At 67.2% G+C, this 19,224-nt stretch carries 16 protein-coding genes; 7 read left to right on the forward strand and 9 right to left on the reverse strand.

The features are described 5' to 3' along the window. Both B3E91_RS17580 and B3E91_RS17585 read left to right on the forward strand, forming a co-directional pair. On the forward strand, positions 1–114 hold a 114-nt coding region (locus B3E91_RS17580; protein WP_287030755.1), incomplete at its 5' end, for a hypothetical protein. A gap of 153 nt (positions 115–267) precedes the next feature. Then, positions 268–2,871 (forward strand): LuxR C-terminal-related transcriptional regulator, encoded by a 2,604-nt coding sequence (locus B3E91_RS17585; protein WP_287030747.1) that lies wholly within the window; start codon positions 268–270, stop codon positions 2,869–2,871. 3 nt (positions 2,872–2,874) lie between these two features. Here B3E91_RS17585 and B3E91_RS17590 read toward each other — a convergent pair whose 3' ends face one another. The 3 genes from B3E91_RS17590 to B3E91_RS17600 form a co-directional block, all read right to left on the reverse strand. Continuing rightward, positions 2,875–3,678 carry a SirB1 family protein gene (locus tag B3E91_RS17590; RefSeq protein WP_287030748.1) on the reverse strand — a complete coding sequence of 268 codons (804 nt, stop codon included), beginning with the start codon at positions 3,676–3,678 and terminating at the stop codon, positions 2,875–2,877. A gap of 166 nt (positions 3,679–3,844) precedes the next feature. Further along, on the reverse strand, positions 3,845–4,138 hold the full coding sequence (locus B3E91_RS17595) for a DUF3509 domain-containing protein (protein WP_090226946.1): 294 nt from the start codon (positions 4,136–4,138) through the stop codon (positions 3,845–3,847). Positions 4,139–4,383: 245 nt separating this feature from the next. Further along, positions 4,384–4,647 carry a YebG family protein gene (locus B3E91_RS17600; RefSeq protein WP_090226949.1) on the reverse strand — a complete coding sequence of 88 codons (264 nt, stop codon included), beginning with the start codon at positions 4,645–4,647 and terminating at the stop codon, positions 4,384–4,386. 219 nt (positions 4,648–4,866) lie between these two features. Here B3E91_RS17600 and B3E91_RS17605 point away from each other — a divergent pair, with 219 nt between their 5' ends. Together B3E91_RS17605 and B3E91_RS17610 are read left to right on the forward strand one after the other, a co-directional pair. After that, positions 4,867–5,361, forward strand: coding sequence for a phosphate-starvation-inducible protein PsiE (locus B3E91_RS17605; protein WP_090226951.1), 495 nt, complete (start codon positions 4,867–4,869; stop codon positions 5,359–5,361). Between the two features lie 183 nt (positions 5,362–5,544). Further along, positions 5,545–5,826, forward strand: coding sequence for a DUF3509 domain-containing protein (locus B3E91_RS17610; RefSeq protein WP_175534323.1), 282 nt, complete (start codon positions 5,545–5,547; stop codon positions 5,824–5,826). 24 nt (positions 5,827–5,850) lie between these two features. On the opposite strand, the gene B3E91_RS17615 is transcribed toward B3E91_RS17610, so the two are convergent. From B3E91_RS17615 to B3E91_RS17625, 3 genes are all read right to left on the reverse strand, one after another. Continuing rightward, positions 5,851–8,472 (reverse strand): DEAD/DEAH box helicase, encoded by a 2,622-nt coding sequence (locus B3E91_RS17615; RefSeq protein WP_287030756.1) that lies wholly within the window; start codon positions 8,470–8,472, stop codon positions 5,851–5,853. 162 nt (positions 8,473–8,634) lie between these two features. Next, a complete protein-coding gene (locus B3E91_RS17620; protein WP_273232045.1) occupies positions 8,635–9,516 on the reverse strand; it encodes a helix-turn-helix domain-containing protein in 882 nt (293 codons plus the stop codon). A gap of 84 nt (positions 9,517–9,600) precedes the next feature. Then, entirely contained in the window at positions 9,601–13,728 is a 4,128-nt protein-coding gene (locus B3E91_RS17625; RefSeq protein WP_414708295.1) for a chemotaxis protein CheB, read from the reverse strand. A 274-nt stretch (positions 13,729–14,002) separates the two neighbouring features. Between B3E91_RS17625 and B3E91_RS17630 the strand changes: the two genes are divergently transcribed. Continuing rightward, a complete protein-coding gene (locus B3E91_RS17630) occupies positions 14,003–14,902 on the forward strand; it encodes a DMT family transporter (protein ID WP_287030752.1) in 900 nt (299 codons plus the stop codon). A 10-nt stretch (positions 14,903–14,912) separates the two neighbouring features. Here the strand turns inward: B3E91_RS17630 and B3E91_RS17635 are convergent, their stop codons facing one another. The 3 genes from B3E91_RS17635 to yaaA form a co-directional block, all read right to left on the reverse strand. Next, complete coding sequence (locus B3E91_RS17635) at positions 14,913–15,245, reverse strand: YnfA family protein (RefSeq protein ID WP_090226964.1); 333 nt, start codon at positions 15,243–15,245, stop codon at positions 14,913–14,915. A 58-nt stretch (positions 15,246–15,303) separates the two neighbouring features. Next, positions 15,304–16,134: an SDR family oxidoreductase gene (locus B3E91_RS17640; protein ID WP_090226965.1), complete on the reverse strand. Its 831-nt coding sequence runs from the start codon at positions 16,132–16,134 to the stop codon at positions 15,304–15,306. A gap of 142 nt (positions 16,135–16,276) precedes the next feature. Further along, positions 16,277–17,056 (reverse strand): peroxide stress protein YaaA, encoded by a 780-nt coding sequence (gene yaaA, locus B3E91_RS17645; RefSeq protein ID WP_287030753.1) that lies wholly within the window; start codon positions 17,054–17,056, stop codon positions 16,277–16,279. A gap of 466 nt (positions 17,057–17,522) precedes the next feature. On the opposite strand from yaaA, the gene B3E91_RS17650 reads away from it, so the two are divergent. Together B3E91_RS17650 and B3E91_RS17655 are read left to right on the forward strand one after the other, a co-directional pair. After that, on the forward strand, positions 17,523–18,914 hold the full coding sequence (locus B3E91_RS17650; RefSeq protein ID WP_273232057.1) for a PhoH family protein: 1,392 nt from the start codon (positions 17,523–17,525) through the stop codon (positions 18,912–18,914). A gap of 119 nt (positions 18,915–19,033) precedes the next feature. Next, a partial coding sequence (locus B3E91_RS17655) for a cyclic pyranopterin monophosphate synthase MoaC (protein ID WP_287030754.1) occupies positions 19,034–19,224 on the forward strand: 191 nt, incomplete at its 3' end.

Here is a 19,224-nt window from a genome sequence, read left to right on the forward strand (position 1 = left end):
CGCTACCTGTCGATCGGCATGAACAACGAGGAGAAGAGCGCGATCCGCTACGGCACCAAGGCGTCGGCCAACGACTTCACCCCGGCCGCACTGCGCAACGCCGGCGTTCGCTGAGACGCGCTTCGCCGCGTGCCCAACCGGGCAACAACAGTCCTGCTGATAGGCGGCCATCACGGCCGCCTTTTTTACGACCGCGTATCGCACCGCCGGCTGAGCAGGCACTACTATCGGGCAAGGTTCCACAATCACAACAAGAGAGCCGACGTCATGCTTACCCGCGCCATCAGGGACAGCCTGCCGGTCGCGCCGAAAGCGCCCGCATTGCCCCGTCTTCCGCCCCTGCATCTGCCGCGCACGCGGCTCACCCAGCCTTTGCTCGCCAGCGAATGCCGCCTGCGCCTGCTCTGCGCGCCCGCCGGTTTCGGCAAGAGCGTGCTGCTCAACGAGTGCGCGCGCCAGCTCCCGCGCGACACCCGGCTGGTCTGGCTTGACCTCGCCGGCCGTGCGCTGAGCCCCGCTGCGCTGCTGGAGCGGTTGAGCACGGCGCTGGCTGACGAGGCGGCCGAGGGACCGGTGCTGGAGGCGCTGCTCGACCTGTTGCAGCGGCAGGCGCAGCCGCTGTGGCTGGTCCTCGACGATTACCCGCGCGAAGAGGCGGCGGAACTGGATGCCTGCCTGGACCAGGTGTTCGAGCGCGGCCCGGCATCGCTCTGCTGGTGGATCAGCAGCCGCCGGCGGCCCGCCTGGAACCTGCCGAGGCTGCAACTGCAGGGCGACCTGCTGATGCTCGGCGCACAGGCGCTGGCGCTGACCCGCGATGAACTTCAGTGCCTGCTCGACCTGCAGGCACCGACCCTCGGCGCGCAGAGCCTGGAGCGTCTGCACGACGTGAGCGAGGGTTGGCTCGCCGGCGTGCGCCTGCTGTTGCTCGACGCCGATGAGCAGGCACTGGAGCAGCGGCTGGTGAATGGCACGCCGCTGTTGCGCGACTACATCGTGCAGGACGTGCTGGCGGACCTGAACGACGAATTGCGCGAGGCCCTGTTCGCCCTGACCCTGCTGCCGCGCTTCTGCGCCGAACTCTGCGAGCACGTGCTCGACGGCGGGGCCGAGCGGCTTGCCAGGTTGCGTCAGCGCCAGCTGTTCATCCGCGCGCTGGACAGTTGCGGCGACTGGTTCCGCCTGTGGCGACCGCTGGCGCTGGTGCTGCGCCGGCTGCCGAGCCCGCTGCCGCCCAACTCGGTGCACGTGCGCGCCTGCCAGTGGTTCGCCAGCCACGGCGACATTCGCGAAGCGGTTGAGCAGGCGCTGCTCGCCGGGCAGATGGAGGTCGCGGCCAATTACCTGCAGCGCTTCGGCCAGGAGCAACTGCTGATCGGGCAGAACGTCTCGCTGTTCCTGCAATGGCGCAACGAGCTGCCGCACACGCTGTTTTCCAGCACCAGCCGGTTGATCGCGCTGCAGGCCTGGGCGCTGATGATCTGCGCACGGCTCGACGAGGTGGAGGCGTGCCTGGCCGATCTGGCGCACTTCCTGCCGCAGCCCGACGCGCGCCGCCAGCGCGAACTGCTCGCCCACTGGCAAGCCATCAGCGGCGCCCTGGCACGGCAGCGCGGCCAGCCGCAGGCTCGCCAGTGGTGCCTCGAAGCGCTCGCCGAGCTGCCCGAACGGGCCTGGTCGCAGCGCGTGCTGTGCTACCAGATCCTCAGCCAGCAGGCGCTGGCCGAGGGCCATCTGGACGAGGGCGAGCACTACGGCGACGAAGGCATCAAGCTGGCCCGGCTGCACGCCAGCGTGCTCTACGAGGGCCTGCTGACCGTCGACCGCGTGCACCTGCTGGAAATGCGCGGGGAAACCGATCGCGCGCTGGAACTCCTGGAGCAGGCGCTCGATGCGCTGGGCGACACGCCGACCGGTCCGGTGCCGGCGCGGCTATGGCTGCTGCGGGCTCATCTGCTAGCGGTCCAGGGGCTCTCCAGGCAGGCGCGCGAGGCGTTTCAGGTGGGGCTGGACGCGGCGTTGGGCAGTGGCGATGCCTACACCTTCTTCGGCTATCTCGGCCTCGCCGAGCTGGCCGCCTACACCGGCCAGCATACCGAAGCCTTCCGCTGGCTCGCCGAGGCCGAGCGCCTGATGCAATGGCGGCACGTGCCCGCGATCCGCTATCGCTGCGTGCTGCAACTGGGCTTCGGTGTGCTCTGGTTGCAGCAGGGCGAAGTGGGCAAGGCCCGCGCCGCGCTCGAACCGGTTCTCCAGCACTACCGGGACAACGGCCTGCTGGCGCCGCCTGGCGCCTACGACGTGGTGATCCGCGTGCGCCGCCAGTTGGCGCTGTGCGAACTGCTCGACGGATCGCCGCAGCGGGCGGTGGACGATCTGAGCGCGCTGCTCGAGGAATGCCTGCAGAACGACCTGCAGAACCTCGCCTGCGAATGCCGCTGCAGTCTGGCCGAGGCCCTGCTGGCGGCCGGGCAGGCGAACGCGGCGGAGGAGGAGCTGCGCCGCGCGCTCGGCATGGCGGCGCGTCAGCGCCTGGCGCGGCCGCTACTGGCGTTGCAGCAGCGCCAGGCCGACTGGCTGGATCGCCTGCTGCCCGGTGCCAGCGCGCAGCCGTTGCACGAACGCCTGCTCAACCCGCTGGAGCGCGAAGCGCAGGTACAGCCGGCGGCGGACGGGGCGCTGCTCAGCCAGCGCGAACTGACCGTGCTGAAGCTGATCGCCCAGGGCTGTTCGAATCAGGACATCGCCCAGCAGCTTTACATCTCGCTGCACACGGTGAAGACCCACGCGCGGCGGATCAACGTCAAGCTCGGCGTGCGCCGCCGCACCCAGGCGGTGGCCACCGCCAAGGCGCTGGGTTTGATGGGGTAGCCCTCAGTGCAGGGCGGTGGTGCGGTTCATCTGGCGCAGGCGCTGGCTCACCGTCAGCCGCTGGGCCTCGTCGTCGCTGAGCAGCAGGGCGCGTTCGAGGTCGTAGCGCTCGCCCTGCGGGCAGTCGATCAGGCGGTAGAGGTCCGCGCGCGCCAGGTGATCGGCCACGTTCGGCGGCCCGAGCAGCAGGACCCGTTCGGCATCCTTCAGCGCCGCCAGCGGATCGTCGGCCTGCTGGTGCAATTGCCGCAGATTGCGCGACAGCCGCCGCAACAGCCCGTGGCCGTCGCAGGTGGCCAGGTGCGCGGCGCTCAGTTCGACCGCGTTGCCGAAATGACGCACCAGCAGGTCGCGGCAGTCACGGGTATACAGGCGACGCCCGCCGCAGGGGTCGAGCAGGTGATCGGCGCCGGGCACGCGGAGCAGGAAGTAGCCGGGGAAGTTGACGCCCTGCAGGGGAATCTCCAGACGCCGGGCCAGTTCCAGGGCAATCAGCGCCAGCGACAGCGGCTGACCGCGGCGACGCTGCAGCACCTTGTGCAGCAGCGCGGCCTGCGGGCGCAGCGGCGAATCGTCGTCTTCATGGAAGTCCAGCGCGCTCAGCTGGCGCAGCAGCGGTTGCGCCAGCTCCCTGGCCGGCAATTGCGGCAGTGCCACGGCCACGCGCTGCTCGAGGCTCGCCAGCTCGCGCAGCACCTGCGCGGGTTGCACGTCGGCGTCATGTTCGGCGGCAACCCAGAGCGCCGCCTCGAAAACGGCGGGGGGGTCCGATTCCAGACAGGCTAGGCAGGCTTGACGCGGATTCATGGCGACCCTCCAGGCTGGCTCGCTCTAGTTATTTAGCTGGCCGACGAACCTTCGTCCAGCAGGAGCGGCCCGGCGGTGGAGGCGGGGCGAAAACGGGAGGGGCGGGGTGCGGTCGGGCGAGGCCGCCTGCGATGACCGGCGTGCCGGCGCTCGCAGGATTCCTGGTTCAGTTGCGGGCTTGGCTGGCCGAGGATGTCGAATGCGCGCCTTGCGCCATGGAGGCGAGCAGCGCCGGGGAAGCCTCGCCATTCTCGATGGCCAGGCCGAGCTGCACGCTCATGATGAAACGCTCGAGCTTCTCGCGATTGCGCCACTGATCGGCACTGATGAAGCGCTTGACGGTCACGCCGTCGTCATTGGACAGCGTCAGCAGCACGCTGCCATCAAGCCGCTCAATGCTGAAGTTCACGTAATAGTCAGCCTGGAAGACGTCGGAAATCATCTGAAAGGGGCTTTCCATCTCGGTACCTGCCTGGGTGGCTTAATTCACACAGGTAGATGGACGAGGCGGTGCCGATAAAGTTCGCGGCGCATCTACGGAAGGCGGCGCGTTTCGCTGGTTTTCCGGCGAAACCGATGGACGGTCGGGCGATGCACCAGAAAGACCACGGAAATCAAGGCTTTGCCCTTTTCTGGTGAAATTTCGAGCAAGCCTGCCGAGGCGCGCCGGCAGTGCGGTGCAGGCGCTGCCGGTGAGCCGCGCCGCTACTGCCCGGCGCCGTCGAGGACGATCTCGCTCAGGGCGTCCGCCTGATTCTTGAAGGCGCGGGCGAACACCTCGCGATTCTTCGCCATGAAAATGCCGACTTCCTCGACCTGCTGTTCGCTCAGCGAAGGCACGGCCTTCTGCAGCACCTCGCCGAGGGATTCGGCCAGCTCGAGCATCTTGTCGTAACGATCCGCCTCGGCTTTATCCATGAACAAACGCTCCTGATCGCGACTGCTGCGATACACCACTTCGACGGCCATTCCCCACCTCGATTGCCTTCAGCTTGGGTTGATGTTACTGGATTTATATACAGTGTACGGTGCCGCCGCCGCCGAGGAAAGTCTGTCGGCGATTTCCTGCTTTGGTACTGCCGCGGCGAAATCGTCACGGCCATCGCGTAGCATCTTCGATGCCGCTGGTGCCGTTCCTGCATGCGCCGTGCACAGGATAATCCCGCGAGCCAGCCAAGGAGCGTCAACGTGAAACTGAATTGGGCCGAGTCCCTGCGTCATTCCCTGCATGAACTGGCCGAGTCGCTGGGCAACCTGCTGGTGGAGAGCTTCCATTACCTGGCGCTGTTCGCCATTGGCGCGGTGACCGCCTGGGCGGCGGTGATGGCGTTCTGCGACATGGTGGAGAAGGGGCACACCAGCGTCGACGACATCCTCCTGCTGTTCATCTACCTGGAACTGGGCGCCATGGTGGGGATTTACTTCAAGACCAACCACATGCCGGTGCGCTTCTTGATCTACGTGGCGATCACCGCGTTGACCCGCCTGCTGATCTCGGACGTTTCCCACCACAACCGGCCGGACCTCAGCGTGATCTACGTGTCGGCTGCAATCCTGCTGCTGGCCGTGGCGATTCTGGTGGTGCGTTATGCCTCGTCGCGCTTCCCTTCGGTGCAGCACGACGGGCCGGGCAAGCCGGGGCCGCGTCCGGCGGCGGAGCGCGAGGCTTCCGAACGCGATTGAAGCGCTTCGCGTGCCGGTTCAGGCGCTTTGCGGCGGGGTGTCTGGCGGGGCATCCGGGGATCGAAGGACCGCGTCCCTGTCCGGAATGTGCACTGTTGCTCAACCGGCCGTCGGTGGTTTTCAAGAGTTGGCCGTGGACTTGCTAGGTCACCAGGGACACTCATGTTCCGCAGGTGTACGGCCATGCTCAATCCTTTCCAGTTCGTCAGCGAATCCTTCAAGGACGAGTTCCATGTGCGCTTCAGCATCGAACGCATGGACGGCAGCATCACCATGTCGCTGACCAACGAGAGCGGCGTGGTTGCCCGTCGTGCGCTGAGCAGCGAACAGCTGGGCGACCTGTCCAAGCTGGAGCAGACGGTGCAGAGCATTCGTTTCGGCCTGGCCATCGACAATGGCCAGGGCATTCGCTGCCTCAATCAGATCAGCGCCAAGGCCGCCAACGAGCCGTTGCCCAACGGCTAGTTCCGTCACGGGCCGCTGGCTGCCTCAGGCATCCAGCGGCGCCAGCAGCCGGTCCACTTCTTCCTCGGTCATCTTCCATTCGCCCTGCGATCCGCCCTCCAGCACGCCGCGGGCCAGGCCGGCCTTGGCCTGCTGCAGCTGCTGGATCTTCTCCTCGACGCTGCCACGGGCGATCAGCTTGTAGACGAACACCGGCTTGTCCTGGCCAATGCGGTAGGCGCGATCGCTGGCCTGCGCCTCGGCGGCCGGGTTCCACCAGGGGTCGAAGTGAATCACGGTGTCGGCGGCGGTGAGGTTGAGCCCGGCGCCGCCGGCCTTGAGGCTGATCAGGAAGATCGGCAGGGTGCCGGCCTGGAACTGCTGCACCGGCGTGCGCCGGTCGCGCGTCGCGCCGGTGAGCAGCGCGTAGGGAATCTTGCGGCGCTGCAATTCGGCCTCGATCAGCCCAAGCATGCCGGTGAACTGGGAGAACAGCAGCACCCGGCGGTTCTCATTGAAGAGCGCCTCGAGCATCTCCAGCAGGGTCGCCAGCTTGGCCGAATGCTCGGGTTTGTAGGGCGTCTTCTCGCCTTCCAGCAGGCGCAGGTCGCAGCAGGCCTGGCGCAGGCGCAGCAGCGCCTCGAGGATGATGATCTGGCTGCGCGCCAGGCCCTGGCGCCCGATCTCCTCGCGGACCTTGCGATCCATCGCCAGGCGCAGCGTCTCGTAGCGGTCGCGCTGCGCATCGCTGAGCTCGACCCACTGGATCACCTCGGTCTTCGGCGGCAACTCGCGCGCCACCTGCTCCTTGGTGCGGCGCAACAGGAACGGGCGCACGCGGGCATTCAACTGGGCCAGGCGCGCGGCGTCGGCATGCTTCTCGATCGGCGCGCGGTAGGTCTGGTTGAAGCTCTTCTCGGTGCCCAGCCAGCCCGGCATGAGGAAGTCGAACAGCGCCCAGAGTTCGCCCAGGTGATTCTCCAGCGGCGTGCCGGTCAGGCACAGGCGCTGGCCGGCGCTGAGTTCGCGCACCGCCTGGGCCGCTTTGCTGCGGGCATTCTTGACGTTCTGCGCCTCGTCGAGAATCAGCAGATGGAAGGGCTGCGCGGCCAGCACCTTGGTATCGCGCGGCAGCAGCGCGTAGGTGGTCAGCAGCAGGTCGTACTGGTCGAGTTTGGCGAAGTGCGCGCGCCGACGTGGACCATGCAGCGCCAGCACGCGCAGATCCGGGGCAAAACGCGCCGCTTCGTCCTGCCAGTTGGGAATCAGGCTGGTGGGCATGACGATCAGCGCCGGGCGGGTCAGGCGTCCGGCGTGTTTTTCCGCCAGCACGTGGGCAAGGGTCTGCAGGGTTTTGCCCAGGCCCATGTCGTCGGCCAGCACGCCGCCGGCCTCCAGTTCGCCCAGCGCCTGCATCCAGGCCAGGCCCTGCGCCTGATACGGGCGCAATTGCGCGTTGAGTCCCGCGGGCGCGGCGGCCGGCTGCTGCGGCAGCTCGCGCAGGCGTTCGGCGAAGCGCCGCAGGCGTTCGCCACCCTGCCATTCCAGGGCGAGGCTGGCCTCCATGCCGGCCAGCCGTGCGGCGTCCGGCTTGGCCAGGCGCAGGCGATCCTGTTCCAGCGGTGGATCGCGGAAGAACAGGTCGCCGAGCGCGCCGAGCAGCGGTTTCAGCCGCGCGAAAGGCAGCGCGACGCGGCGCCCGTCGCCTGGCAGCGGCACCATCAGCATCTCGTCGTCACGGCGCTTGTGCAGCGTGTCGGCGCTGAGCAGCCAGGGCGTATGGCGGATCGCATGCAGCAGTACCGGCAGCAGGCTGACGCGGCGGCCCTCGACTTCGACGCCCATCTCCAGATCGAACCAGTTCTGCTCCGGGGTTTCTTCCAGGCGCGAATACCAGGCGTCGATTTCGGCGAGGTGGAAGAGGAATTCCGGGCGGATCAGGATGCGCCAGCCCTGCTCGCGCAGGCGCGGCAGGCCTTCGCGGACGAAGCTCAGCCAGGCGGCGTCGGCGGGCAGCTCGAAGGCCTCTCCGGCCTTTTCCGGCAGCGCTTCGCTGACCCGCAGGGCGACGCTGAAACCGTACTGGCCGAGTTCGCGACGCAGCGCCGCTTCGGCCTCCGGCTGGCGGCGGATGCGCAGTTGCCGGTGATCGGCGAGCGGCACGACCAGGTCGCGGTTCTGCCGTCCGTGCGCCAGGTGTCCGGCGTACTCGAAGGCGAGGGCGGCGCGGTGCTGGGTCTGCTCGGTCATGCGCCCCTTGCGCGCGTCGAAATGCACGCGCACGTGGCTGTTCAGGCTGAGCAGCGGCTGCGGTTGCAGGTCGTCGCGGAGGATCTCGTCCGGCGCGTTGGCGCTGGGCAGCGCTTCGTGGCGATCGAGCTGGCGCTGCAGGGTCAGCAGGGCGGCCGCGGCGTGCTTGCAGTTGCGTCCGACCGGGCAGCTGCAACTGCAGTGGAACGTCCAGCCGTCGCCCTGCGGCTGCAGGCGGATGGTCTGCCGGTAGGGCAGGTCGGCACTGCCGGAGCAGAGTGCGCGCAGGTTCAGTTCGTCCACTTCCAGCAGCGTCGCCCGCTCCTGCTCGGCGTAAGCCCGGGCACGCTCCAGGCAGGCAGGGTCGAAGGCGGCCCGCCAGTCGTCAGGCAGGCCCCGGCGGAGGTCCGGGCGCATCGGCACGGCGGAAGGGGGCGATGAGGGTTTCAACATGCTCGGTCGCTGCGAGTCGTGAACCGTCAATTCTCGCACGCGGCGCCGCGCTTGGGCACCCGTTGGCGGGCGTTCGTCGGAGGTGCAAGCGTGTGCGGGACGGCGCGCGAGGCCGGCGCAAGCGCGCTACAGCGGGCGGCTCAGGGCCTGCCGGTACTGTCCCGGCGTGCCGCCGAATTCGGCGCGGAAGCGGTTGCTGAAGTGGCTGGCGCTGGCGAAGCCGCAGGCCAGGGCGATGTCACCGAGCGCCAGAGGGCTGTCGCGCAGCAACTCGCGGGCACGTTGCAGACGCCGGGCCAGCAGGTAGCGGTGCGGCGGCAGGCCGAAGCTCTCGCGGAACATCCGCGCGAAGTGATACTCGGACAGCGCCGCGATGCCGGCCAACTGGCCAAGGCTAATGGCGTCGTCCAGGTGCGCTTCGATGTAGTCGACCAGGCGCCGCCGCAGCCGCGGCGCCAGCCCGCCCTTCAGGCGCAGCTCGGGCCGGCGGCCGACCTGGGTCAGCAGCGCGTGTTCGAGCATGGCGTGGGCGAGGCTGCTGGTCAGCAGGCGCTCGCCGGGTTCGCTCCAGTCCAGTTGGCTCAGCTGGCGGAAGCGCCGGGCCTGCTGCGGATCGTCGAGGAAGGTCGCCTCGTTGAGCTGCAGTTCGCGCGGTTCGCGGTCGAGCAGGGTCACCGCGCTCTGCGCGAAGCGTTCCGGGCTGACGTAGAGGTGGGCCAGGCGGATGTCGCCGTTGATTACCCAGGCCGATTCATGCCCGGCGGGGAGGACGCACAGCTTGTCCGGCGCGCCCTTGGCATGCGGGCGCTCGCGGCGGAAGGTGCCGGTGCCGCCGTCCAGGTAGCAGGACAGCGTGTGCCAGGCCGTACCGGTGTAGTCGCGGGCGTCGTGATGGTTGCTCCACAACGCCGCAGCCAGCCCGTCGCCCAGTTCCGCGCTGTGTTCCAGGCGGGCATGGGGAGAGCTGGCGAGGGATTGGAAGACCTGATTCTGTTCGAGCTGCGACATGCGGACACCTCAATGCCGTCATCCTACGGCGCCGACGGCGGCCTGCGCAGCCACCGTCGGCGAAAAAGCGCAAGAATCTGCAAGTCAGTGCAGCAGCTTCTCGATGGTGGCGATCAGGGCGTCGTAGGCCACCGGTTTGCCGATGTGCTGGTTGAAACCGGCGTCGAGGGTTTTCTGCGCGTCATCGCTGGTGCCGTAGCCGGTGAGGGCGATGGCCGGCACGCCGGCGCATTGCGGCAACTGGCGCAGGGCGCGGATCAACGCGTGGCCGTCCATGTTCGGCATGCCGATGTCGGAGAGGATCAGGTCGAACGTCTGGGTGTCGGCCAGCGCCAGCGCCTTCTCGCCGCTGGTCGCGGTGGTCACCCGGGCCTCTTCCATCTCCAGCAGCATCTGCAGGGTTTCGAGGATGTCCGGCGAGTCGTCCACCAGGAGAATCCGCAGGTTCCTGAGCTTGCCGCCTTCGACGGCCCCCTTATCGGCCGCAAGCGCGTGCGGCAGGGTGTAGAGCGGCAACCAGACGCTGAAGGTGCTGCCTCGCTGCCGGCCGGCTGAGGTCACGGCGACGCGCCCGCCATGCGCTTCGGCCAGTTGCCGCACCAGCGACAGGCCGATGCCGAGGCCGTCGCGGTTGCGCTGCGCGTGCTGGCCTTCGCCCTGGCCGAACAGTTCGAACACCTTGGGCAGGAAGTCTTGGTCGATGCCCTGTCCGTCGTCGATCACCTGCAGCCGCGCCATGCCCCCGTCCAGGTCCGTGAGCAAGGTAACGTGACCGCCGTTGAGGGTGAATTTCAGGGCGTTGTTCACCAGGTTCCAGACGATCTGCTCGACGCGGGTGAAGTCGGCCTCGATGATCATCGGTTCGCCGTCGGCGCCGTGGCGCACGCTGAAGGCGATATCCCGCGCCGCGGCTTCGGCCTGGGCCACCTTGCCGATGTCGTCGATCAGCTGGCGCAGGTCTACGGGTGTGCTCTTGAGCTTGAGCTTGCCGGTGCGCACGCGGGACAGGTCGAGCAGGTCGTCGATGATCCGCGCCTGGCTCTGCACCGCCTGCTGGATGGTGTGCGCCGCCTTGCTCATCAACCCCGAGGACTTGACCGCCGGCAGGCGGCTGAGCAGCTCGGCATGCAGCTGGATCAGGTTCAGCGGGTGCTTGAGCTCGTGCGACATGATGGCGAAGAACTCATCCTTGAGCTGGCTGGAGTTCTTGCTCTCGTTCAGCTGGCTTTCCTGCTGCATCAGTTGACGCTTGTGCTCGGTCAGGTCGCGGGCGATCTTCACGTAGCCCTGCCGCTGGCCGACCAGAGGGGTCATGATCCCGCTGCAGTAGAAGCGGCTGCCGTCCTTGCGCTGGTGCCAGCGTTCGTCCTCGGCGCGGCCGTTCTCGCGGGACTTGAGCATCTCCTGCTGCGGCACGCCGGCCTCGATGTCTTCGGGCGTGAAGATCAGCGCGCCGGGCTGCCCCAGCGCTTCCTGCTCGAGGTAGCCGAAGTTGATCTCGGCGCCCTTGTTCCAGCTGGTGATCAGGCCCTCGGTGTCCAGCGTGATGATGGCGTAGTCGCGGGTGCTTTCCGCCACCAGGCGCATCAGTTCCTCGCCGGCACGCAGTTGCTCCTCGGCCTCGCGCCGGCGGCTGATGTCGAAGAAGGTCAGCACGGCCCCTTCGATACGGTCCTCGGTGGTGCGATAGGGCAGCAGGCGCACGATGTACCAGGCGCCATCGGTGCTCTGCACTTCGCGCTCGATCAGCCGGAGCGACTCGAACACCCGCGAGGTGTCCTCGGCCAGCTCGTCGTAATACAGGCGGTGGGTGATATCCAGCAGCGAGCGGCCGGCGTCGGTCGGGATGATGCTGAAGATGTCGACCGCCCGCGGGGTGTACCACTTGATGCGCAGGCCGCGGTCGACGAACACCGTGGCGATGTCGGCCGAGGTGATCAGGTTCTGCAGGTCGTCGTTGATCTTGCCGGTTTCCTCGACCTTGGACTTCAGCTCGTGGTTGACGGTGATCAGCTCCTCGTTGATCGACTGCAAATCCTCCTTGCTGGTCTCCAGTTCCTCGGTGGTGGAGCGCAGTTCCTCGTTGATCGCCTGCAGTTCCTCGTTGGAGGCCTTGAGTTCCTCGGTGGAGGTTTCCGACTGCTCGATGGTGGCTTGCAGCTGCTGCTTGGTGCGCTGCAACTCCTCCTCCAGATGCGAGAGCACGCTGTCCTTGCCGTCGTCACGGGGCGACTTGGCCTCGTTGCTCATCGTTTCCTCGACCTCGTCGAACAGCACCAGCACCAGTTCGCTACCGGCTTCGCCATCGGTGAACGGGCGCGCCACCATGTTCACGTAGAAGGTCCGGCCGTCGCGGGCCAGGCGCACGCGGCGGGCCTCTACGCTCATCCGCGACTGGATGGCCTGGAACAGCGCGGTGCGCAGTTCCAGGCGCAGTTCCGGGTGGACCAGGGTCAGCAGGTTGTGCGAGGGCTCGCCACCGACGTAGCGCAGGAAGTGTCCGGCGCGATCGGACATGTGCACGATCTCGGACTCGTGGTTGACGATCACGCTGGGCGGCGCGTACTGCTCGAGCACGCGGCGATGCACTTCGGCGAAGGACACCTTGCGCCGCTCGTAGCTGGTGGTCTTCATTACCGTGGGGGCGAGCTGGAAACCTTCGGTCGGCACCACTGGCGTGGGCCGGGTGATTCCGATGTCGGTCCTGGCGCGGTAGATGCGGTTCTTCTTGTCTATCACGGTGAACAGGTCGGCGCAGGCATCGGCCGACTCCGAACTGCCGAGGAACAGGTAGCCGCCCGGGCGCAGGGCGAAGTGGAACATCCTCAGGATGTCGTGCTGCACGTCGCGGTCGAGGTAGATCAGCAGGTTGCGGCAGGAAATCAGGTCGAGCTTGGAAAACGGCGGATCGCGAAGCAGGCTGTGCTGGGCGAACAGCATCTTCTCGCGGATTTCCTTCTTGATCCGATAGTACGTCTGTTCCTTGGTGAAGAACTGCCGCAGGCGCGTCGGCGTCACGTCGGTGATGATCGCCTCGGGAAAGATGCCGGCGCGCCCGACCGCGATGGCGCGTTCGTCGATGTCGGTGGCGAACACCTGGAGTTTCGCCGGCCTGCCGTCGAGCTCCGCCTGGTCGCTGAGTAGCATCGCCAGCGAGTAGGCCTCCTGGCCGGTCGAGCAGCCCGCCGACCAGACGCGGATTTCGCGCTCCTCGTCGGTGTTTTCCTCGAAGAGCAGGGGAATGATGTCGCGTTCCAGCGCCTCGAAGGCCTCGCGGTCGCGGAAGAAGTTGGTCACGCCGATCAGCATGTCGCCCAGCAGCGCGTGCGTCTCGCCATTGTTTTCCAGCAGGTAGTCCAGGTACGCGGGAAGGCTCTGCTTGGCATTCACCTGCATCCGTCGCTCGATGCGGCGCAGCACCGTCGCACGCTTGTAATGGCGGAAATCGTGCCCGGTGCGGTTGCGCAGCAGGTTGATCACGTCGCGCAGCGCCCGCTCTGCAGCCTGTGCCTGTTCCTTGGTCTCGACGCCATGAATCTGGATCGCGGAATCTTCCTGGGGATAGTCCGGCAGGGCGATGTTGCGCAGGTTCTGCCACAGCTCGGTGAGCTTCTGCGGCATGTCGGTAACCGGCAGGACCATGTCCACCAGGCCGGTCTCTATCGCGCTGCGCGGCATGCCTTCGTATTCCGCATCTTCGGGGGTCTGCGCCATGGTCACGCCGCCCTGTTCCTTGATGCGCGCCAGGCCGACGGTGCCGTCGCTGCCGTTGCCAGAGAGGACGATGCAGAACGCGCGCTCCTTGTGTACATCGGCCAGGGTACGGAAGAACAGGTCGATGGACGTGTGCTGGCCACGGCGTGCCGGCGGGTCGGTCAGGCGCAGGTAGCCGTCGTTCATCGACAGGTCCTTGCCCGGCGGAATCACATAGACGTGGTGTTTCTCGATCGGCACCGGTTCGGTCACCTGCAGGACCTTCATCCGGGTGGCGCGCTGGAGCACCTGCGCCGCGCTGCTTTCGTGATCCGGCGAGAGGTGCAGGATCACCACGAAGGCCATGCCGTTGTCCTTCGGCATCTGCTCCAGAAACCGCTGCAGGGCTTTCAGCCCGCCTGCCGAGGCGCCGATGCCGACGACGGGAAAATCCAGCTTGCTGCTGATGCTGTTGTCGTTTCGCGGAACGGACATGGAGTCGCCTGGCACTGGGGTCATAGAACTCTCTGGATAAGCCTTGCCGGAACCCGCCGTAGCGGCGTGGGGGTACCGCGGACGTTCATCGATTCGCGGAGTTGGGTGGACGGCGAAACGGGCGGCTTGCGGCGCGTCCGCGTGCGGCCATGGAGTATCGCATGTTGACCACCGCCGACGGCTTCCGTTGCCGAGCGATCACGGCCGTCAAAAGCGCAAGTTCCTGCAAGCGGCCAGGCCCGACGCGCGGCAGACTCTGCGTCGCCGCATCGCTTGCCCTTTCGCTTCGGGAGTCACCATGAACCTCGCCTTGTACCTGCTCACCGTGCTGATCTGGGGGACTACCTGGATCGCCATCAAGCTGCAGATGGGCGACGTCGCCATCGCCGCCTCCATCGCCTATCGCTTCGCCCTGGCCGCGCTGGTGCTGTTCGCCTACCTGCTGCTGCGCGGCAGCCTGCAACGGCTCGATCGTCGCGCGCAGCTGCTCTGCGTGGCCCAGGGGCTGTGCCTGTTCTGCGTCAACTTCCTGTGCTTCTACAGCGCCAGCCAGTGGATACCCAGTGGCTTGATCGCGGTGGTGTTCAGCACCGCCACCCTGTGGAACGCGCTGAACGCGCGGGTGTTCTTCGGCCAGCGCATCGCGGCGAACGTGCTGGCCGGCGGCGCGCTGGGGCTGCTCGGCCTGGCGCTGCTGTTCTGGCCGGAACTGGGCGGCCACTCCGCCAGCCGTGAAACCCTGATCGGCCTCGGCCTGGCGCTGCTCGGGACCCTGTGTTTCTCCGCCGGCAACCTGCTCTCCAGCCTGCAGCAGAAGGCCGGCCTGCGCCCGCTGAGCAGCAACGCCTGGGGCATGCTCTACGGCACCCTGGCGCTGCTCGCGGTGTGCCTGGTCAGCGGCACGCCGCTGAGCTTCGACTGGAGCACGCGCTACGTCGGCTCGCTGCTGTACCTGGCGATTCCCGGCTCGGTGATCGGCTTCACCGCCTACCTGACCCTGGTCGGCCGCATGGGGCCGGAACGCGCCGCCTATTGCACCGTGCTGTTCCCGGTGGTGGCGCTGAACATCTCGGCGTTCGTCGAGGGCTACCAGTGGACGCTGCCGGCCCTGTGCGGCCTGGTGCTGGTGATGGCCGGCAACCTGCTGGTGTTCCGCAAGGCGCGTCCGGTCCCGGCAGTGGCGCCGACGCCGGCCTGAAACCGCGGCTTCAGCTGTGCGACAGCCGCGGGCCGAAGAGGATGATCGCGGCGCCCAGCAGGCACACCGCGCCGCCGAGGTAGTCGCTGGGTAGCGGGCGGGTACGCTCGACGAACGCGAGCCAGAACAGTGCCGAGCAGACGTAAACGCCCCCGTAGGCGGCGTAGGCGCGACCGGCGAACTCGGCCTCGACGCGGGTGAGGATCAGCGCGAAGGCCGTCAGCGCCAGCAGGCCGGGGGCGATCCACAGCGCGCTGCGGTCCATCCGCAACCACAGCCAGAAGGCGTAGCAGCCGGCGATCTCGAACAGCGCGGCGGCGAAGAACCAGAGGTAGTTGAGCACGGCGAGGCCTTGTCATCGAAGGGAACGCTGATTCTACAGGCGCGGCGGATCAGCCGCTCTACAGCGCCACGTTCAGGCCGAAGCGCCGGCGCAGGCCCTTTTCCAGCAGCCCCTTGGGCAACCAGCGCGCCAGCAGCGGCAGCGCCTGGCTGCCGTTGCCCAGGCGCAACAGGCGCGGGCGTTGCGGGCGGCGCACGGCGTCGAACAACTGCTGGGCGAAGTCGCTGGCCGGCGTCGGGTTGTCCTGCGAGGCGTTGGCGCGGGCGCGGATGCCGTCGCGGATCGGCCACCAGGGCGAGTCCTCGCCGATCAGCGATTCGGCCTCGCGGCTGGCGTTGGTGCCGAAGCTCGAGGCGATCGCGCCGGGCTGCACTTCCATCACCTCGATGGCGAACGGCGCCAGCTCCATGCGCAAGGCATCGGACAGCGCGTGCACCGCCGCCTTGGAGGCGCAGTAGGCGCCGGCGAAGGGGGTCACCAGGACGCTGGACACGCTGCCGATGTTGACCACCAGGCCGCGGCTCTCGCGCAGCAGCGGGAAGCAGGCGCGGGTCACGCCGACCACCGCGAACACGTTGGTTTCGAATTGCCGGCGCAGGGCTTCGGCGCCGCCGTCCAGCAGCGGGCCCATCGCGCCGTAGCCGGCGTTGTTGATCAGCACGTCGAGGCGCCCGGCGTTTTTCAGCAGGCGTTCGGCGAGGCGGTGGACGGCGCTGGCATCGTTGACGTCGAGCTGCACGGCATTGAAGCCGGCGCTTTCCAGGGAGGCCAGGTCCTCGGATTTGCGGGCGCTGGCCCAGACCTGGTAGCCGCCGCGCTTGAAGGTGTCGGCCAGCGCGCGGCCGATGCCGCTGGAGCATCCTGTGATCAGGACGACGGGTTGGCTCATGTGGCAGTTCCTTCTTCTTGTAGTTGTCATGCGCAAGCCCGGCCTTGGTCGAATTGCCAGGCGACCAAGGTGCGGCAAGCGCTGCGACATCGTACAACAAGAAACGTGGCGGGCGGCTACCGCGACGCGTTCGGCGGCTCGATCAGTCCTGCGGCTCGTCGCGCAGGAACACCAGGCTGTCCGCACTCGACTGGTCGGCGCTGAAGCGGTAGCCGGCATAGTCGAAGCCCTGCAGCTGGCGCGGGTCCTTCAGGCGCTCCTTGATCACGTAACGCGCCATCAGCCCGCGGGCTTTCTTCGCGTAGAAGCTGATGATCTTGTACTGGCCGTTCTTCAGGTCCTTGAACTCGGTGTCGACGATGCGGCCGGCGAACGCCTTGCGTTTGACCGAGGAGAAGTACTCCTTCGACGCCAGGTTGAGCAGGACGTCGTCGCCCTGCGCGGCCAGGGCTTCATTGAGCCAGCCGGTGATACGTTCGCCCCAGAAGGCGTACAGATCGGCGCCGCGCGGGTTGGCCAGCTTGGTGCCCATTTCCAGGCGATACGGCTGCATCAGGTCGAGCGGGCGCAACAGGCCGTAGAGGCCGGAGAGCATGCGCAGGTGCTGCTGGGCGAAGGCGAAATCCTTCTCGGTGAAATCCTCGGCGGCAAGGCCGGTGTAGACATCGCCCTTGAACGCCAGCAGAGCCTGCTTGGCGTTGGCAGGGGTGAAGTCCGCGTTCCAGCTGCCGTAACGCGCGGCGTTGAGGCCGGCGAGCTTGTCCGAGAGGTGCATCAGCTCGCCGATCTGCGCCGGGCTCATGGCGCGCAGCTGCTCGACCAGTACCTGGGCGTCGTCCAGGTGCTGCGGGAGGCTGTGTGTGGCGGTGGTCGGCGGGGTGTCGTAGTCCAGCGTCTTGGCCGGTGAAATCACCATCAGCATGGGTCGTTGTCTCCTTGGGGTCGGCGCCGATTCTAGGCGTTACCCGGGGTGCGGCTCCAGCCATGCGGGCGATCAGTCGGGGCGATAGCGTGGCGGAAAGGCGAGAAAAGCGCCGGAGCGCATCAAGGACGGGCGTTTCGCGGGAAGTTCGGGGAACCGCAGGGGCGATTTTTGCGGCAGGCCCCGGTGGGGCGGACTTCCGACTTTAACGGCGCCCGGAAGCCTCGCCAAGGTCATTTCGTCGCTGTGACAAAAAAGGCCGTCCGGCAGGAAAAAAGACTTCTTATCGTCATCGAAACTGCTGTATGAACGTTTTCAGACAGCCGATTCCTGCAGACAGGTGGCGTCCCCAGCCCGCACCTTGAATGCAGTCCCCCGCGTCCGTGACGCAGGGAGTCGGCGGTCCTTCGCGGCGGAGCGCTGTTCCGGCATTCCGTCGCCTGGCCTCTCGAAAAGGTGACCGAGTATGGATGACCACGGACGCTCAAGCTCTACCCAGCCAATCCTCTACGTCCTCGATACCAACGTCCTGATCCACGATCCAAACGCCTTGCTCAATTTCCAGGAACACCACGTCGCCATTCCGATGACCGTGCTGGAGGAACTCGACAGTCTGAAGACCGGTAAACACAGCGTCGCCGCGGAGTGCCGCCAGGCGATACGCCTGATCGACAAGGTGCTGGGAGATGCCACTCCGGAAGAGGTGGAGAAGGGCGTACCGATCCAGCGCGGCAAGAGCGGGCCCAAGGGCACGCTGTCCATCCTCATGAGCAAGCGCGCGGAGCCGATCACCTGGCTGCCCGAGCACCTCAACGACAACAAGATCATCAACCAGCTAGTGGAACTGCGCAGCCGCTTCCCCGGCGAGCTGGTGGTGCTGGTGACCAAGGACATCAACATGCGCCTGAAGGCGCGTGCCTGCGGGATCGATGCCGAGGAATACCACTCCGACCAGCTGATCGACGACGTCGACATGCTCTCGCGCGGCTACCACAGCATGACCGGCTCGTTCTGGGACCGCGTGGCCAAGGTCGACACCCGCCAGGACCATGGTCGCACCTGGCACCGCGTGCAGCTCACCGACAACCTGCCGGCGGTGCACGTCAACGAGTTCATCCTCGACGAGCAGGGTTTCGTCGGCTGGGTGAAGGGCATTCGCGAGAGCGAGCTGCTGATCCTCGACATGCACCAGGAACCGCTGCTGCACCAGGAAGCCTGGGGCCTGCGCCCGCGTGACATCCACCAGGCGCTGGCGCTGTTCGCGCTGCTCGATCCGGACATCCACCTGGTCAACCTGACCGGCGCGGCCGGCTCCGGCAAGACCATCCTCGCGCTGGCCGCGGCCATCGAGCAGACCATGGTGACCAAGCGCTACCGGCGCATCATCGCCACCCGCAGCGTGCAGGGCCTCGACGAGGACATCGGCTTCCTGCCCGGCACCGAAGCCGAGAAGATGGAGCCCTGGCTCGGCGCCATCACCGACAACCTCGAAGCCCTGCACATGGACGACGAGAACACCCACGGCAGCGTCGACTACATCCTGCAAAAGGTCCCGCTGCAGTTCAAATCGCTCAACTACATCCGCGGGCGCAGCTTCCAGCAGAGCCTGATCCTCATCGACGAGTGCCAGAACCTCACCCCGCACCAGATGAAAACCATCATCACCCGCGCCGGCGCAGGCTCGAAGGTGATCTGCCTGGGCAACCTGGCGCAGATCGACACCCCGTACCTGTCCGCCACCAGTTCGGGCCTCACCTACCTCACGGAGCGTTTCAAGGATTTCCCCCACGGCGTGCACATCACCCTGCAGGGTGTGCCGCGTTCGGTCCTCGCGGAGTACGCCGAAGCGCACATGTAAGCCATGCCCCGCGCACCGCCGCCCTGGCGGTGCCTTCAGCCCGTCGCTGCGTGCCGCCTCCGGCACGCAGCGCGGCACCTTCGTTGTAAACTGCCGGCTTTCAATGCCGGACGACTCCCATGCTCACCCACCTCGATTCCCAAGGCCGCGCCAACATGGTCGACGTCACCGAAAAGGCGGTGACCTCGCGCGAAGCCACCGCCGAAGCGCGGGTGCGCATGCTCCCCGCCACCCTGGCGATGATCCAGCAGGGCGGCCACCCCAAGGGCGACGTATTCGCCGTCGCGCGCATCGCCGGCATCCAGGCGGC

The sequence above is a fragment of the Pseudomonas sp. UBA6310 genome (genome assembly GCF_002438225.1).
In the GTDB taxonomy this organism is placed as follows: Bacteria; Pseudomonadota; Gammaproteobacteria; order Pseudomonadales; family Pseudomonadaceae; genus Pseudomonas_O; species Pseudomonas_O kuykendallii.

Coding starts and splice junctions, on each gene's coding strand:
- B3E91_RS17595 (WP_090226946.1), bottom strand. CDS start 4,138: ATGGAAAGCCCCTTTCAGATGATTTCCGACGTCTTCCAGGCTGACTAT.
- B3E91_RS17620 (WP_273232045.1), bottom strand. CDS start 9,516: ATGTCGCAGCTCGAACAGAATCAGGTCTTCCAATCCCTCGCCAGCTCT.
- B3E91_RS17600 (WP_090226949.1), bottom strand. CDS start 4,647: ATGGCCGTCGAAGTGGTGTATCGCAGCAGTCGCGATCAGGAGCGTTTG.
- yaaA (WP_287030753.1), bottom strand. CDS start 17,056: ATGCTGATGGTGATTTCACCGGCCAAGACGCTGGACTACGACACCCCG.
- B3E91_RS17640 (WP_090226965.1), bottom strand. CDS start 16,134: ATGAGCCAACCCGTCGTCCTGATCACAGGATGCTCCAGCGGCATCGGC.
- B3E91_RS17610 (WP_175534323.1), top strand. CDS start 5,545: ATGCTCAATCCTTTCCAGTTCGTCAGCGAATCCTTCAAGGACGAGTTC.
- B3E91_RS17650 (WP_273232057.1), top strand. CDS start 17,523: ATGGATGACCACGGACGCTCAAGCTCTACCCAGCCAATCCTCTACGTC.
- B3E91_RS17625 (WP_414708295.1), bottom strand. CDS start 13,728: ATGACCCCAGTGCCAGGCGACTCCATGTCCGTTCCGCGAAACGACAAC.
- B3E91_RS17590 (WP_287030748.1), bottom strand. CDS start 3,678: ATGAATCCGCGTCAAGCCTGCCTAGCCTGTCTGGAATCGGACCCCCCC.
- B3E91_RS17630 (WP_287030752.1), top strand. CDS start 14,003: ATGAACCTCGCCTTGTACCTGCTCACCGTGCTGATCTGGGGGACTACC.
- B3E91_RS17615 (WP_287030756.1), bottom strand. CDS start 8,472: ATGCGCCCGGACCTCCGCCGGGGCCTGCCTGACGACTGGCGGGCCGCC.
- B3E91_RS17585 (WP_287030747.1), top strand. CDS start 268: ATGCTTACCCGCGCCATCAGGGACAGCCTGCCGGTCGCGCCGAAAGCG.